Here is a 14,683-nt window from a genome sequence, read left to right on the forward strand (position 1 = left end):
GAGGTATTGATTCTTTATGAGAGCTTTTGTCTATATGATTGTATTTTTTTCCTTCTTTGATTTGTTTACACAACTTCCAATCATGACCCCCTTTGCCACATCATTGGGTGCAGCTCCCTTTTTAACCGGACTTGTAGTAGGAATGTACTCTTTTTCGAATACAATCGGGAATGTCGCATCTGGATTTTTGACTGACAAAAAAGGGCCCTTTTATATCTTGGTGACAGGACTTTTATTAACAGGTGCCATGCTTCTCTGTTATTATTTTGCCTTTGATGCATGGATATTATTATTTATACGTTTCTTTCATGGATTAGCGGGAGGATTAATCGTACCAGCAGCCTTTACTTACTTAGCCAACTCTACGACTAATGAAAAGAAAGGAAAAGGAGCTGCACTTTCAGGAGCATTTGTCGGGTTAGCTGCTGTAATCGGACCAGCCTTTAGCGGAATTATTGCTAGTAAAACAAATGAAGTGACAGTATTGATGGTTACAGCTATTTTCATGTTTCTTCTTGGAATCTGTTCATTTATTTTTCTCCGAACAAAAATCGTCCTCTCGAAAACAAAAGAGAAAAAAGAGCCTGTTTCTGTTCGGATGTTCTTTCAAAATCCTTTAACATTAAAAGCTTTTATAGGAGCTTTATTCTTAATGTTTTCCCAAGGCGTTGTTGCTTATATGCTTCCGCTCAAAGTAACTGATCTTGGAGGGGATACGCAAACAAGTGGATTATTATTAAGTACGTTCGGCATAGTGGCGATTCTCGTATTTGTACTGCCAACTAATAATTTATTTGATAAAATTCAGCCATTAAAAACAGCCATTTTCGGTTTATGTATAATGGGGCTCAGTTTACTCCTAATTAGTATAGGACAAAATATACCTCAACTCTATTTCGTTATGGGGCTGTACGGAATTGGCTTTGCCTTTTTATTCCCATCCCTTAACTCACTACTGATTGAAGCGACAGATCAATCTTATCGTGGAAAAGCCTATGGATATTTTTACGCATTCTTCTCAATTGGCGTTGTTTTAGGCTCAGGGGTAACTGGATTACTAAACTTAACTGCCAATGGCGGCTTTTTATTCACAGGTGTATTACTCGTCTTAGTGTCTTTAGCCATGTTTTTAAAAAAGAATATCATTCGGACGCCACTTTCCTCGTAATAAGATGCTGGATAATCCCAGCATCTTATTAAATTTTTTCAACCAAGCTATTCATATAAGCGTCTAACCGCATTTCCATTAATTGGTTCGTTAATCCAGTCATGCCTAGATCCGTCCATCCCGTGTATACTTGGGGCTGTCCAAAAAGAATATCTACAAGTGAAATAACATCCCAATATGGATCATACTGGAAATTTACTCCAGCAAACTTTTGATAAGCGGATAGGAATGCATCTGCAGCTTCCAATCCGTAAAGTTGAGCCAAATCAACTCGACAATGGCCTACGTCAATGCCTGCTGGCCCTCGACATGCATTTACCCAGTCTACAACACCACTGACAGAATCTCCTGACCATAAAACATTAGCAGCATGGTAATCTCGGTGAATAAAACGGTCCTTCACTGTGGGTCGAGGTCCGCTTGCTATTTCGTTTATTATCCGCCACTTCCCCGGATAGGCAGACCAGTTAGGAATATCCAGACTATCCACATTTTTGTATGTGTAGTAAGACCAAGGAAACCCCGCAGGCTCAACTTCATGAATCACCGCTAACGTTCTCGCTAATCCTTCAATCCATTTTTCATGATTTGTTGGCTGCAGGACGACGGAGCCTTCGAGCTTAGACATTAACACAGTCGGAATACCACACTCCTCTCCTTTTATATCAAAATTGATTATTTCAGGAGTTGGAATTCTAATTTTTTGAGTGTGCTGAAGACTTTCCGCTTCATGAGCCGCAAGATCTGGCTCCTCAGCTAACCATTCCTCATTATGAACTTGTCTTAAAACTACTTCCCTTTCGTGCCCAGCAATATCTAATTTGACCAGTTGAATGACAGAGGACATCCCCCCTTTTAGCCGCTGAGTCGATTTAATTTTTGCTTGGGGATGAATCGATTGTTCCACCCATCTCTGCACTTGATCAGATAATTGATTACTCACGCATTCACCTTCTCATTCCTTTTTCTTAATAGTATAGCAAGCAAATGATCGCACCGTAAAAAAAGTTTTTTAGTACCTTGCAATGAACAGTACTTGATGTTATATTATATTACAACAGGTACTGTTCATTAAACAGTAGTGATTATAATATAAATGGGGTGACGACATTTGAATGTTCAATTTAAAAAAGGTGTGTTGGAGCTTTGTGTTCTTGTATTACTCGACAAGCAAGATCGCTATGGCTATGAACTTGTTCAAAATATTTCTAATCAAATTGAGATATCGGAGGGCTCTGTCTATCCTCTACTGAGACGATTGACGAAAGAAGGATATTTTACAACATATTTACGTGAATCAACTGAAGGTCCATCAAGGAAATATTATAAGTTAACAGATCTAGGTCGAGAGTATTTATACAAACTTGTACAAGAATGGAAACAATTTACTAAAGGAGTCGATCAGATTATCGAGGAGGGGATGGCTCATGACTAAAGAACAGTTTTTATTAGAATTCAGTCGCCATTTACGGCCATTAACTGCTATTGAAAAAGGCGATATTATGCAAGATTATGAAGATCACTTTGATTTTGGAATGGAAGAAGGCAAATCAGAAGATGAAATCGCCGCTTCGTTAGGCTCACCAAAACAATTAGCTAAAGAAATATTAGCGGATTATCATATCGATAAAATGGAAACATCCAAATCTACAGGTAGTATTTTTCGCGCCGTATGGTCTGTTATTGGGCTAGGTTTTGTCAATTTAGTCCTTGTTCTTGGTCCATTTCTTGCCTTGATTGGTCTTTTATTCGGAGGCTGGGCGATTGGAGTTTCTTTTACTTTTAGTCCGTTACTCGTATTCGTTAATGCCATATTTAATCCTGGAACATTCGAATGGTTTGACTTATTTATGTCACTTGCTCTTTGCGGGCTTGGTTTTTTCATCTCAATTGGGATGTACTACGTCACAATTAACTTTAAAAATCTAACGTTTCGTTATTTAAAATATAATGTCTCTGTTGTGAAAGGCGGGAAATGAGCATGATTAAAAAGATCTCGATTGTCGCACTATTACTAATCGTGATCGGAGTGATCGGAAGTATTGCAACTTTTGCAACTACGACTAAAAAGTCGGCAGCGATTACAACTGAAATAGACGATATTTCGTTTACTTCTATCCAAATCGATGTGACCAATACAGATATCGAACTTATTCCAGTTCAGGAACAAGCTAAGATTGAGGTAGTTGGACGTAACGCTGAAAAGACAAATGAACAGATTACGATCGACCGTCAAGGTGAGACTTTAACCATTAAGGCTGACAAGCAGAAAAGAAAATGGATTTCCTTCGGATTTAATCCCTCTCCGAAAATAAAAGTATTCATTCCAGAAAAAGAGTACGAATCGATTCATGTTACTGCAACTACAGCGGATACTTATGTTCAAAAATTGGCTGGAAAAAACATTAAACTAACGACAACGACGGGGGATATTGTCGCAAAAAACATTACATCTAACGAGCTCGCTGTAAAAGTTACGACTGGAGATATCCTTTTAGATGAAGTAAAAGGAGACACATCAGCAGAAGCACGCACAGGTGACGTCGTCCTAACCAATATAGATGGTTCAATGGTTAATGCCAAAACAACAACAGGCGATATTCTGTTGAGAAAGGTTTTAGGGGATATTCAAGCGAAAACACGGACTGGGGATCTCACTCTCCAGAATGATGAGATTAAAGGTTCAATGACTGGCGAAACAACAACGGGAGATATTTTTGTTCAAGCAAAGAATTTCCCCGAAGACATTCAGTTCAATACAGCTACTCGCAATGGTGATATTTTAATCTTTGGTCAAAAGAAACAATTCATCAATAATAGTGATTCTGGCATTCTTTTTCAGCTTGAAACGACTACTGGGGATATTATTGTGAAGAAAAAATAATGGTTAATGGAAACCGAAGAACAAGTCATTTGTTCTTCGGTTCATTTAATTCCCTCACACAAATCATTTTTAAATGGTATTCGATTAAATTCACGATCCGCTCCTTGCTCATTCTTTGTGGTTCTAAAAGTGCATGTAAGGCAAGTCCATCAATAAGTGCATACAATCGCTCAGCTTCCAACACTTTGTCAAGGCTGGGTCGCAAGATCTGATGTTGATCCAAATATTCGATAAGCTTTTCCATCCCTCTAAAAAGCTCATTCTTCTTGGCATCAAATACATCTTCCTTATGTCTCGTATAAAAAACGTAGGCGAACCAAACTTCCATTTCCGCCATTGTTTCCTTATTAATCGGAACAATTTCCAATAGGATATTAAATACTTTTTCATATGGAGGCACATCACTTAGAGCAATCTCATTGATGCGAGCTGTTGCATTTTCCTTTACCAACTTCATCGCATAAACAAACAACTCATCTTGAGTGGAAAAGTAATAACGCAAGGCTCCTAATGACAAGCCCGCTTTTTTGGCGATATTTCGTACAGTTGCTCCTTCCATGCCTTGCTCTAGAATGACTCTCCAAGTCGCTTCTGCTATATTTTGCTTTCTTTTTTCATGATCAACAATTTTAGGCATAGTCCTATTTTATCAAGAAAAATAGGCTGAGACAATTTTAAAAATACAGTTGTATTAAAATAAAAATCATGTTATATTTTAACCCTAATTAGTACAGGTGTATTGAAATGGGGCTGGAAAATGAATTTTGTTGCTTGGATGATTATTGCGGCTGAGATTGGATTTTGGATTGTCATTTTATTAGGATTTGTCACTAGGTATCTATTAAAAAGGGAAAAACTCGGCTTTTTCTTTCTCACTTTAACCCCAGTGATTGACTTAATTTTACTAGCTACGACAAGTATTGATTTATACAATGGGGCTACTGCAACCTCAGCACATGGAATTGCAGCGATTTATATTGGTGTATCATTGGCATTTGGAAAAAGTATGATTCGATGGGCAGATGAACGATTTCGCTATTATATCGTCAAGCAAGGACCCAAACCGCTTAAACTATACGGGATGGACTATGCAAGGCACTATTTTAAAAGCTGGGGACAGCATGTACTGGCCTATGTGATTGGAAGCTTTTTTTTACTTGGACTTATTTTCTTAATCAAGGATGCTCCTCGAACTGAAGTATTAGATGGATTTTGGAAATTATGGTCGCTTATTTTAGGAATTGACTTCCTGATTGCTCTTTCTAATTTTATTTGGCCGAAGCGAGCGAAGGCGTAGTTTATAGGAGCGATGTTTTAAACCCGTTCGCGCCGATCACCACGGGCGATCGGCGCGAACTACGCTACTCAGAAGCTTCCAGTAATAAATCGACAATATGCACAGCGCGAACATGGTCTCCTAGACCCTCCCGCTCGATACCTAACTTCATCTGCAATAAACAACCAGGATTGGCTGTGACGATCGTATGAGCGTCTGTTGCAACTACCTTTTCCATTTTATGATCCAATATTTTCATAGACATTTCCGGTTGAACGATATTATAAATACCAGCAGAGCCGCAGCAGCTATCGGCTTTTTCCATCTCTCGGTATTCTGCTCCTTCGATCGCCTGCATTAATACACGCGGGGCTGAAGCAGTTTTCATCACATTCCGTAGATGACAAGAATCTTGGTACGTAATAATTTGCGGATCTACCTTAAGAGGAATTTGCTTATGAAAATCTAACTCATATAAAATTTGTGTAATATCTTTCATTTTAGCGCTAAACACCCTTGCTCTTTCCGCATACTCAGGGTCATCCTTCAACAAGTGTCCGTAATCTACTAAAAATGCACCACAACCACCAGCATTGACAATAATATAGTCAGCTTCCGACTGATCAAATGCTTCAATGTTTCTTTTTGCTAACGCCTTTGCCTTTTCTTTTTCACCACTATGTCCGTGTAACGCTCCGCAACATCCTTGTTCCTTTGGTATAACGATCTCACAGCCAGCGCGTTGTAACAATTTAATCGTTGCATTATTTGTTTCTAAAAACATTGTATCCATGAGACAGCCTGAAAAAAAGGCGACTTTTGCTTTTACTTTTCCAACTGCCGGGGCACTCGTTGGACGATTCTTCATTGAACGGCGGTTAGGCACCTCTGGCAAAGCCCGTTCCATCTCACGTAAATTTTCCGGAAAGAGTTTCATAAACCCGATTGTACGAGCGACTTTTTGCAAGCCGCTCTTTTGATAAAACCGCAGCATTCCTACTGTATTAACCATGCGATTATGATGTGGAAAAAGGTCATCGAATACGGTCTTACGGACAGCTTTCACGGGCATTGAATGATGAGTATGCTCATTAAATATATCTCGCGCTTCTTCTAGTAAATGCCCATACTGAACTCCTGCAGGACAAACAGGTTCACAGGCCCTGCAACCAAGGCAGACATTCAATGAATTTTCCACTTCGTCATCAGGAGAAATTAACCCATCATGAACGGCCTTCATTAAAGCAATCCGACCCCGGGGAGAATGGGTTTCATCAAATCCTGTCTCGATATAGGTCGGACAAGCAGGCAAACAAAAACCGCAGCGCATACAGTTAAGTAGCTCAGACTCATCCATTCTTTCGCTAAAGTCCTTTTGAATTGCTCGTTCCCGTGCTGTCATCTCCATTATTTTGCCACCACCAGTCGTTTACGAACATTCTCCGTAAAAACCTTACCAGGGTTCAAAATACTATCGGGATCGAAGGCATGCTTAATTCCTTTCATAACAGCCATCCCCTGCGCTCCAATTTTCCATTCTAAGTATGGTGCTTTCACCATACCTATTCCATGTTCACCCGTGATCGTTCCACCAAGCTCGATCGCTTTATCAAAAATATCAGCAAATGCTGCTTCTACTCTTTCCATTTCATCTGCATCACGTACATCTGTTGGACATGTTGGATGAAGATTCCCATCGCCTGCATGACCAAATGTACAAATATCTACTTGATGGCGTTCGGCGATTTCGTTGATCGCTTTCACCATATTAGCAATTTCCGACCTCGGTACTGTTGCATCTTCTAAAATTGTCGTCGGTTTCAGCCTCGCTAAAGCGGATAAAGCCGCTCTGCGTGCAGTTGTTAAAGCCTCTGCTTCCTGTTGCGATGCAGCAATTTGAACAGACACCGCTCCTTCTTCTTTACAAATTGTAGCCATTTTTTCAATATCACGTACTACCACTTCTGCTGGTCCATCCTGTTCAATCAGGAGAACGGCCTCAACATCGGTTGGCAGTCCGATTTGTGAAAAATCCTCAACTGCTTTTAATGTTGGCTGATCTAAAAATTCCAATGTCGCTGGAATGATCTTATTAGCAATTATTTTTGATACAGAACGGGCTGCGGCATCAATATTTTGATATAAAGCTAGCATCGTCTTTTTTGTTTCTGGCATCGGAATAAGTTTGAGTGTCGCTTCTGTCACAATCGCCAGTGTACCTTCTGATCCGACCAACAACTGGGTTAAATTATAACCTGCAACATCCTTCGCAAGCTTTCCGCCTGTGCGGATTACCTCGCCATTGGCTAAAACCGCCTCCAACCCCATCACATAATCTGCGGTCACCCCATACTTTAATCCGCGTAATCCTCCAGAATTCTCACTAATATTTCCACCAATCGTTGAGATTTTCATAGAGCTCGGGTCAGGCGGATAAAATAATCCCTGTTTTTCAACAGCTTGAATTAAGTCCTGAGTAATCAATCCCGGCTGAACAGTGACCGTTAAATTTTCCTCATCCACTTCAAGTATCTCGTTCATATGTTTAAATAAAAGTACAATGCCTCCCTGAACAGGGACAGTTCCCGCACATAAGTTAGATCCTGAACCACGTGGAACAATGGGAATCTTGTTTTCTCGGCAAACGTTTACAATTTCCACAACTTCTTGTGTCGATCTTGGTGCAAGGACTATATCTGGCATGGACTGATAATTCGGCGTCGCATCGTATGAATATACAAGTCTTCCAGCCTGCGAATCAATTACATTTTCTTGACCGACAATGGAGGAAAATGCTTCTTTTAACATATCTGAAATCATTTATAACAACCTTTCAATTAAGCTATATTCTCTCCCTTTCATCATAAAAAAATGGCGGGGTTATTACTATAGATTTACATATAAAATCAGTCTGCCTTTTTAATCATCCTTTGTATATTCATCCAAAAATTGCAGAGCTAAATAAAGATTAAATAGATCATCGACAACTTTTAAATCAAGTTGAGTATTTTCTTCAATTTTCTTGATACGATAATGCAGTGTATTAATATGTATATGCAAAAATGCTGCTGTTTTCTTAATAGAGAGTTCATTTGCAAAATAAGCTTTCAGCGTTATAAGCAATTCCTCTTGATCAAGCAGTTTTTGTATGACTCTTTTAATAAACTCGTCCTTAGTTGAGTTCCTTACCTCTTGTAAACAAATTTCCCAACGTAAATCCTCCTCAAATACGATGCTATTGGATTTTTTAGAAACTAATAATGCCTTTTCAGCAAGGGAGACTCCTTTTCCCAACTCTTTGCCTTCAACAATTTGTCCCACTCCGATGAGGACAGATAGATCCCATCTTTGTTTCAAATAAGATTTAACCTGTTTTAGTTTTTGATAAAGTTCCGTCTTTTCCACACTCTGATATTCAGGCAGGAGTAAAAAACGACCATCTCCCCATTGAACTATCATATCCTTCTCCGATGATTGTCCCCAAACAAGTTCTAATTGGCGAAGGCTATCAAAAAGCATAGCTGGCTGTTGATTCACTTTTATAAAAATTGGCCAACGCTTTACGGTTAAATCAATTTTTAACACGTGAGCACGTTCCAAAAACTCGGCCGTCCACTCGTTCCCTTGAATCCAGTCCAACACAAAGGATTCAACCATCCTCATTCGTAATTGGATCTGTTCAGAGAAGTAACTTTCGCTAATTAATAACTCTGTCATTTTCCTCAATAGCTCTCCAAAAGGCAATATTTGATTAGGTTCCCCTGTGATACCAATTACACCGATAACTTTGCCGTGGAACATGATCGGTAAATTAATTCCTGCCCTTACACCTTCTAATGTCAAAGCGTCCTCATCTGTAATGATGATTTTACTTTCTTCTTGTACACAAATCTTCGCGCCCTCATGGAAATTCCCCATTCGACTTTCTTCTGAACTGGCAATGATTTTACCATCCGTTTTCACAATAATGAGGTCTTTATCGATTAATTTTTTCGCCTCATCTATTATTTTATGAGCAAGAATCGTGGATAACATGTGGAACATCCCCCCTTTTCTCCAGTCGATAAAGAAAAGCGCAAGCGCCTGTCCATCGACGTACAAATATCGAAGCTTCTGACCGAGATAAAGGAATCACGATGAGCCTTCAGGCGAATCGATGATGACTTATCGACGGAAGAAGCGTAGATATTTGCTAGTCGATAGGCGCTGGAGCTGGACAAAAAAAGCGTGGCGACTAACCACACTTCTTCTAATTCCCTGCCGATTCTTCGGTTTGTTGTTTTGCTTCTTCAATTTGAAGAATATTTAAAGTCTGTAAATTAATATCTTCCTTCACCTTTAAGTATTCTTCCCATTCTGTTGTTTTCGTGAAAAAGTCCAACTTTACATCCAAATCGTTTTCTTTAAATTGATCAAAAATGACATAGATTTTTTCGTGGTGAACTCCTGGATGGTTCTGGAGCATTTCTTTAATCTGACCGATAACAAATTGAACCTTATCTACATCGGTATCGTGAGGTAAACGTACATTAAAGGATACTCTACGTTTCCCCATTTTACTCCAATTTGTGATAGGATTATTAGCTAAAGTTGAGTTAGGTACTGTTACAAGACCTTGATCAAAGGTGCGGACTTTCGTACTCCGGAACGTTATATCTTCCACTGTTCCTTCGACTACAGTTGTTGAAATCCAATCACCAATCGTAAACGGCTTTTCAGTAATGATGACAACTCCACCTAATAAATTTGTTAATACATTTTGAGCTGCAAGTGCAAAGGCTAATCCTCCCAAACCAAGGCCAGCCACAAATCCATTTATGTTGTAATTAAATTCATCTGCAATGATTCCAACAATGATTACAACAATAATGACTCTTACCGCTTTTGAAAGGATTGGAATGAGTATTTTATCAATATTAACATTCGTTTTCTCGTTCACTTTTTCAAAAAATAAAGAAGTTGAACTAGATAAATTAAATAATCCCCATCCTATTAAAAAGATAATTGACGATCGTACTAGATGAAGAAACAGCAAACTGCTTTTCTCAAAGTATGGAAAGTAACCTGCTGCAATATAAATACCGATAATAATAAAGAGCCATTGCATCGGTTTTTCAAATGCTTTTACAATGGAGGTAAATAATTCACCAGGCGCTTTTTGTGTTAATCGTAATAAAATCGCAAATACATATTTTGCGAAAATCTTTCTTAAAAAAATAAACAATAAAAAGATAACTATCGCAATAACTGTTAGCTTTACGTTTTCATAATAAGAATATTGCTCCCAATTTTTCCAAAACATCTAAAAACCTCCTAAATACATGCTATCATATAGGGAAAATCTAGAAAAGAAGAAATATGAGACGTACAAAAACTCTTAATCAAACGTTTGATTAAGAGTTTTTTTCAAAGGGATATGATAAATTCATTAATTTAGCCATAATTCTTGGCAGATCAGTGTTTTCCTGTAATCCTCTAAATTGTTCTGAGCCTGGCCCAAAAGCATAGACTGGGACATCAACGCCTGTATGTTCATGAGTTGTCCAACCGATTAGAGCCCTTTTGGATATTATTTTATTAACGGCTAATTTTGCTTGTGCAGATGTTTGAATCTCTTTCATTTCTTGCGCTGTTAAATTCAAACCTGTATATTTTTTCATCACTTCTTTACTATTACTCCGATCCTGATTCAACTGGTTTGCGATAAATTGACCTGTCGCCTTAACCTTTCGAAGAACTTTTACATTTGCTGCATATCGATTATATCCACCTACTGAAAATCCACCTGTATCATGATCGCCGGCAATAACAATTAATGTATTCTGATCTTCCTCGGCAAACTGCTTAGCAACTTTAACAGCTTCTTCAAAGGCTTCAATGTCTTTCATTGCCCAGACTGGATCATTCGCATGACCTGCCCAATCGATTTGTCCCCCCTCCACCATCAAGAAAAAGCCTTTCTTCTTTTTCTTTAAATGATCGATCGCTCTCATTGTCATATCCGCTAAGCTTGGTTGATCTGTATAATGGCGATCCAATTCAGGTGAAAGTGCTTCTTCAGAGAAAAGACCGAGAATCTTTTTCTCTACCTTTGTCTTACGGAGCATATTTTGATCTGTTACTAATTGATAACCTTCTTCTTGGGCTTTTTTGAGTAAGGATTCCGAGAAAAACTTCTTTCCGCCCCCTAGTAAGACATCAACTTTATTACTAATTAGTTGCGGAGCGATATTAGCCTCATCTGTACGTTTTTTCACATGAGAAGCAAATGCTGCGGGAGTTGCGTAAGTAATTGTTGTCGTTGTTACTAAGCCTGTACCTTTTCCATTTGCTCTTGCAGCTTGCAAGATGGTCGGTAACTTTTCGCCAGTCGGTGCTGTCGCGATCATCCCATTATTCGTTTTTTGACCGGTTGCCATAGCTGTTCCTCCAGCTGCAGAATCGGTAACGGCCGAATTAGCTGAATAGGTTCGGTGCATTCCAACTAGCATTTCATCCATTAACGATTTTTCTCCCTTATACCATCGATAACTTGTTGCATAGGCTGTAGAAAATCCATCAGGAATCATAAAAATCACATTTTTTACGTGTGCTTCTTTAGCTTGAACAGATGAATGGCCTAGAAAAGTCGTAAAGACAAGTAGCCAAACTATAAATGCGGCAGAAACCTTTTTCATTTTTACTCTCCTTTACGATTCTAATCTCCTCCTTATTTTTTCACAGAGAGTTTTTCTTATTCTTTCCTTTCTCGTATATTATGTTTAGGCTCCTTTTTAAGAGCCCATAATTTCCTATTTTTCCTGTAATAATTTATTCAAATTTCTTGGATGTCCCGAGATATTTCTAGATAATGAGAATAGGATCATTTGGGACAATTCTTTTTCCTCCTGTGGGTTTAACCACATTTTTAGACTGTTTCTCAGTGTACGTGCGGTGCTTCCTACTCGCAGGCTGTTCTCCCTGAATCTCGAACCTAGAGGATAGTAGCTCTAGGGCGGCTTTCGAATCAGGGTAAGTTCTGATACACGAGGTTGCTGGTCGGCGTTCACACTAGAGATATCTCAGGGCATCCAAGAATAATACCAATGATTCTAATTTGAAAGGAGGGGACAACCCATGAAATTATTTGTTGGTTTAGATATTAGTTCTTTTGATATAAAAGTTTGTATCTTAGGCGATGAAGGAGAAAAGCTTACATCCTTTACCGTCTCTAACGATCTTCCAGGTGCCATACAACTACGAGACCGTATTCTAGATTGCACCACAAACAATAATATTCAAGCATTAAAAATCGGTTTAGAATCTACGTCTGTCTATAGTTTTCACCCTTCCATGTTTTTGCATAACGATGAATCACTAAAAGGTCTTGGCGCAAAGGTTTTTGTCATGAATCCCAAACAGATTGCCAATTTTAAGAAAAGCTATACGGATATGGATAAGACAGATGAGATTGATGCTTTTGTGATAGCTGACTATCTTCGCTTTGGGCGTAATTCCATGTCCGTGGTAAAGGAAGAACAGTATATTGCCTTACAACAATTGACTCGTTCCCGTTACCAACTCATCCATCAAGTGACGAAAGAGAAACAACATTTCTTACAGCACCTAAGTTTTAAATGTAATACCTTTTCTCAAGAGGTGGATTCGTCCGTTTTCGGGAACGCCATGATGGAAATGTTCTCAGAAAAATTTAGCCTAGATGAACTAGCACAAATGCCATTAGAAGATTTAGCCGGTTTCCTTCAGGAAAAAGGAAAAAACCGATTCAATGACGCAGAATGTGTAGCGAAATCCATCCAAAGGGCCGTCCGTTCTTCGTATCGCCTAGATAAGGTAGTCGAAGATTCAATCGACGTTCTCCTTGGTACATCCATTGAAGTGATTAGAACGCTTCAAAAGCAAGTAAAGGAGATTGAAAAGGCCATTGAACGCATCATGGCTGGCTTAGAAGAGACTCAGACCCTTCAATCCATCCCTGGTGTAGGACCTGTATTCACAGCTGGTATTATCGCTGAGATCGGTCAAATTGACCGTTTTGAAGATGAAACGAAAATAGCCAAATATGCAGGTCTGTACTGGCGAAAACATCAATCTGGACGTTTTACTGCGGATGATACTTCCCTTTCGCGCAACGGAAATCAATACCTAAGATATTACTTAGTTGAAGCCGCCAACTCAGTAAGAAGGCACATTCCCGAGTATCAAGAATACTACGCGAAGAAATACAAAGAAGTACCGAAACATCAGCACAAAAGGGCACTCGTTCTAACCGCAAGAAAATTTGTACGTTTGGTCGATGCGCTACTACGCAATCACCAAATTTACACGCCGAAAAGGAGCGTAAATATATGACGCATATGCGCTAATAAATCCTTTCTCTAATTCCAGTAAATACCAAAAATTTACTGGTCTAGTTTAGTGCTGCCTTTTTTCAGATATTTGATCCTTGATAACCAAATAACTAATTATTTTGTGCTTGACATATTACCGCAGGTCTAAAGGATGGGATAAAATTCCCGATTGAATTTTATCAATTAAACAAATCCTATTCTTGAAAGGGAGGAATCGTAATGGGAAAAAACAATAAAATCTTAGTACCTGAAGCACGCGCTCAGCTTGATCAACTTAAAGTGAATGTTATGAGGGACAAGGGATATAACGTTAACCCTAGCAAACCAGATGATGTGAAATATGAAATTGCGAAGGAGCAAGGTATCCCCTTACAAAAGGGATACAATGGAAAGCTTACCTCGGAACAAGCCGGAAAAATCGGTGGGCCTATTGGTGGTAACATGGTAAAAGAAATGATTAAAATGGCCAAGGAAAAGCTTTAAGTGCCCGGCACGCCCCGAATTTTGTCGAATAATCACAACGTAAAAGGCCGGTTGATCCATTCTTCAACCGGCCTTAGATAGCTTTTATTCTTTTGTTTAGCTTCAGGCTCCAGCGACTAGCAAACTTTCAGCTTCTTCCTACGATAAGTCAACATCGGCTCGTGCCTCGCCGTGTTTCCTTTATCTCGGGCCAACAGGATGTTGGTCAGAACGGCGTTGCGCCAGGACGGCGCGTTTTTAGCCGTTCATCCTTAACATAGAAGTTTGTACGTCGCTAAACGTCGCCTTACGCTTTTATTTGGCTAGCTTCAGCGCATATCGACTAGCAAACTTCTACGCTTCTTCCTACGATAAGTCAACATCAGCTCATGCTTCGCCGTGTTTCCTTTATCTCGGGCCAACAGGATGTTGGTCAGAACGGCGTTGCGCCAGGACGGCGCGCCTTTAGCCGTTCATCCTTAACACAAAAGTTTGTACGTCGATGAGCAATGCGCTTACGCTTTTATTTGGCTAGCTTCAGC

At 39.3% G+C, this 14,683-nt stretch carries 14 protein-coding genes; 7 read left to right on the forward strand and 7 right to left on the reverse strand.

What is annotated here, in order from left to right; translation table 11 throughout:
- Nucleotides 1-16: 16 nt before the first annotated feature.
- Nucleotides 17-1,168: an MFS transporter gene (locus tag BN1243_RS12190; RefSeq protein WP_062107185.1), complete on the forward strand. Its 1,152-nt coding sequence runs from the start codon at nucleotides 17-19 to the stop codon at nucleotides 1,166-1,168.
- 28 nt (nucleotides 1,169-1,196) lie between these two features.
- Here BN1243_RS12190 and BN1243_RS12195 read toward each other — a convergent pair whose 3' ends face one another.
- A complete protein-coding gene (locus BN1243_RS12195; RefSeq protein ID WP_062107187.1) occupies nucleotides 1,197-2,111 on the reverse strand; it encodes an aminoglycoside phosphotransferase family protein in 915 nt (304 codons plus the stop codon).
- 168 nt (nucleotides 2,112-2,279) lie between these two features.
- Between BN1243_RS12195 and BN1243_RS12200 the strand changes: the two genes are divergently transcribed.
- From BN1243_RS12200 to BN1243_RS12210, 3 genes are read left to right on the forward strand one after another with little or no spacing between them, the layout of a single operon-like run.
- Nucleotides 2,280-2,603, forward strand: coding sequence for a PadR family transcriptional regulator (locus tag BN1243_RS12200; RefSeq protein WP_062107189.1), 324 nt, complete (start codon nucleotides 2,280-2,282; stop codon nucleotides 2,601-2,603).
- A complete protein-coding gene (locus BN1243_RS12205; RefSeq protein WP_062107191.1) occupies nucleotides 2,596-3,147 on the forward strand; it encodes a DUF1700 domain-containing protein in 552 nt (183 codons plus the stop codon). The genes BN1243_RS12200 and BN1243_RS12205 overlap by 8 nt, the downstream gene beginning before the upstream one ends.
- A 2-nt stretch (nucleotides 3,148-3,149) precedes the next feature.
- The gene (locus BN1243_RS12210; protein ID WP_062107193.1) at nucleotides 3,150-4,052 is read left to right on the forward strand and encodes a DUF4097 family beta strand repeat-containing protein; all 903 of its coding nucleotides are present in this window, start codon (nucleotides 3,150-3,152) and stop codon (nucleotides 4,050-4,052) included.
- A gap of 25 nt (nucleotides 4,053-4,077) precedes the next feature.
- On the opposite strand, the gene BN1243_RS12215 is transcribed toward BN1243_RS12210, so the two are convergent.
- Nucleotides 4,078-4,689 (reverse strand): TetR/AcrR family transcriptional regulator, encoded by a 612-nt coding sequence (locus BN1243_RS12215; RefSeq protein ID WP_062107201.1) that lies wholly within the window; start codon nucleotides 4,687-4,689, stop codon nucleotides 4,078-4,080.
- A 120-nt stretch (nucleotides 4,690-4,809) separates the two neighbouring features.
- Here BN1243_RS12215 and BN1243_RS12220 point away from each other — a divergent pair, with 120 nt between their 5' ends.
- A complete protein-coding gene (locus BN1243_RS12220) occupies nucleotides 4,810-5,349 on the forward strand; it encodes a hypothetical protein (RefSeq protein ID WP_062107206.1) in 540 nt (179 codons plus the stop codon).
- A 64-nt stretch (nucleotides 5,350-5,413) separates the two neighbouring features.
- Here BN1243_RS12220 and BN1243_RS12225 read toward each other — a convergent pair whose 3' ends face one another.
- From BN1243_RS12225 to BN1243_RS12245, 5 genes are all read right to left on the reverse strand, one after another.
- Nucleotides 5,414-6,736, reverse strand: a complete 1,323-nt coding sequence (locus BN1243_RS12225) for a (Fe-S)-binding protein (protein ID WP_062107210.1) — start codon at nucleotides 6,734-6,736, stop codon at nucleotides 5,414-5,416.
- Nucleotides 6,736-8,148 carry a glycolate oxidase subunit GlcD gene (glcD, locus tag BN1243_RS12230; RefSeq protein ID WP_062107211.1) on the reverse strand — a complete coding sequence of 471 codons (1,413 nt, stop codon included), beginning with the start codon at nucleotides 8,146-8,148 and terminating at the stop codon, nucleotides 6,736-6,738. The genes BN1243_RS12225 and glcD overlap by 1 nt, the downstream gene beginning before the upstream one ends.
- Before the next feature lie 99 nt (nucleotides 8,149-8,247).
- On the reverse strand, nucleotides 8,248-9,363 hold the full coding sequence (locus BN1243_RS12235; RefSeq protein ID WP_062107214.1) for a CdaR family transcriptional regulator: 1,116 nt from the start codon (nucleotides 9,361-9,363) through the stop codon (nucleotides 8,248-8,250).
- A gap of 214 nt (nucleotides 9,364-9,577) precedes the next feature.
- Nucleotides 9,578-10,630, reverse strand: coding sequence for a mechanosensitive ion channel family protein (locus BN1243_RS12240; protein ID WP_062107215.1), 1,053 nt, complete (start codon nucleotides 10,628-10,630; stop codon nucleotides 9,578-9,580).
- 91 nt (nucleotides 10,631-10,721) lie between these two features.
- Entirely contained in the window at nucleotides 10,722-12,005 is a 1,284-nt protein-coding gene (locus BN1243_RS12245; protein WP_062107217.1) for an alkaline phosphatase, read from the reverse strand.
- 439 nt (nucleotides 12,006-12,444) lie between these two features.
- Here BN1243_RS12245 and BN1243_RS12250 point away from each other — a divergent pair, with 439 nt between their 5' ends.
- Both BN1243_RS12250 and BN1243_RS12255 read left to right on the forward strand, forming a co-directional pair.
- Nucleotides 12,445-13,680, forward strand: a complete 1,236-nt coding sequence (locus tag BN1243_RS12250) for an IS110 family RNA-guided transposase (RefSeq protein WP_062104226.1) — start codon at nucleotides 12,445-12,447, stop codon at nucleotides 13,678-13,680.
- A gap of 218 nt (nucleotides 13,681-13,898) precedes the next feature.
- A complete protein-coding gene (locus tag BN1243_RS12255; protein ID WP_062107219.1) occupies nucleotides 13,899-14,162 on the forward strand; it encodes an alpha/beta-type small acid-soluble spore protein in 264 nt (87 codons plus the stop codon).
- Nucleotides 14,163-14,683 lie beyond the last annotated feature (521 nt).

Origin of the sequence: Bacillus niameyensis (assembly GCF_001375535.1) — a bacterium.
In the GTDB taxonomy this organism is placed as follows: Bacteria; Bacillota; Bacilli; order Bacillales; family Bacillaceae_C; genus Lederbergia; species Lederbergia niameyensis.

Excerpts from the sequence above, each read along its gene's own strand:
- BN1243_RS12250 (WP_062104226.1), top strand. The coding sequence starts at position 12,445 with ATGAAATTATTTGTTGGTTTAGATATTAGTTCTTTTGATATAAAAGTT.
- glcD (WP_062107211.1), bottom strand. The coding sequence starts at position 8,148 with ATGATTTCAGATATGTTAAAAGAAGCATTTTCCTCCATTGTCGGTCAA.
- BN1243_RS12190 (WP_062107185.1), top strand. The coding sequence starts at position 17 with ATGAGAGCTTTTGTCTATATGATTGTATTTTTTTCCTTCTTTGATTTG.
- BN1243_RS12225 (WP_062107210.1), bottom strand. The coding sequence starts at position 6,736 with ATGGAGATGACAGCACGGGAACGAGCAATTCAAAAGGACTTTAGCGAA.
- BN1243_RS12235 (WP_062107214.1), bottom strand. The coding sequence starts at position 9,363 with ATGTTATCCACGATTCTTGCTCATAAAATAATAGATGAGGCGAAAAAA.
- BN1243_RS12210 (WP_062107193.1), top strand. The coding sequence starts at position 3,150 with ATGATTAAAAAGATCTCGATTGTCGCACTATTACTAATCGTGATCGGA.
- BN1243_RS12205 (WP_062107191.1), top strand. The coding sequence starts at position 2,596 with ATGACTAAAGAACAGTTTTTATTAGAATTCAGTCGCCATTTACGGCCA.
- BN1243_RS12240 (WP_062107215.1), bottom strand. The coding sequence starts at position 10,630 with ATGTTTTGGAAAAATTGGGAGCAATATTCTTATTATGAAAACGTAAAG.
- BN1243_RS12245 (WP_062107217.1), bottom strand. The coding sequence starts at position 12,005 with ATGAAAAAGGTTTCTGCCGCATTTATAGTTTGGCTACTTGTCTTTACG.
- BN1243_RS12215 (WP_062107201.1), bottom strand. The coding sequence starts at position 4,689 with ATGCCTAAAATTGTTGATCATGAAAAAAGAAAGCAAAATATAGCAGAA.
- BN1243_RS12220 (WP_062107206.1), top strand. The coding sequence starts at position 4,810 with ATGAATTTTGTTGCTTGGATGATTATTGCGGCTGAGATTGGATTTTGG.
- BN1243_RS12255 (WP_062107219.1), top strand. The coding sequence starts at position 13,899 with ATGGGAAAAAACAATAAAATCTTAGTACCTGAAGCACGCGCTCAGCTT.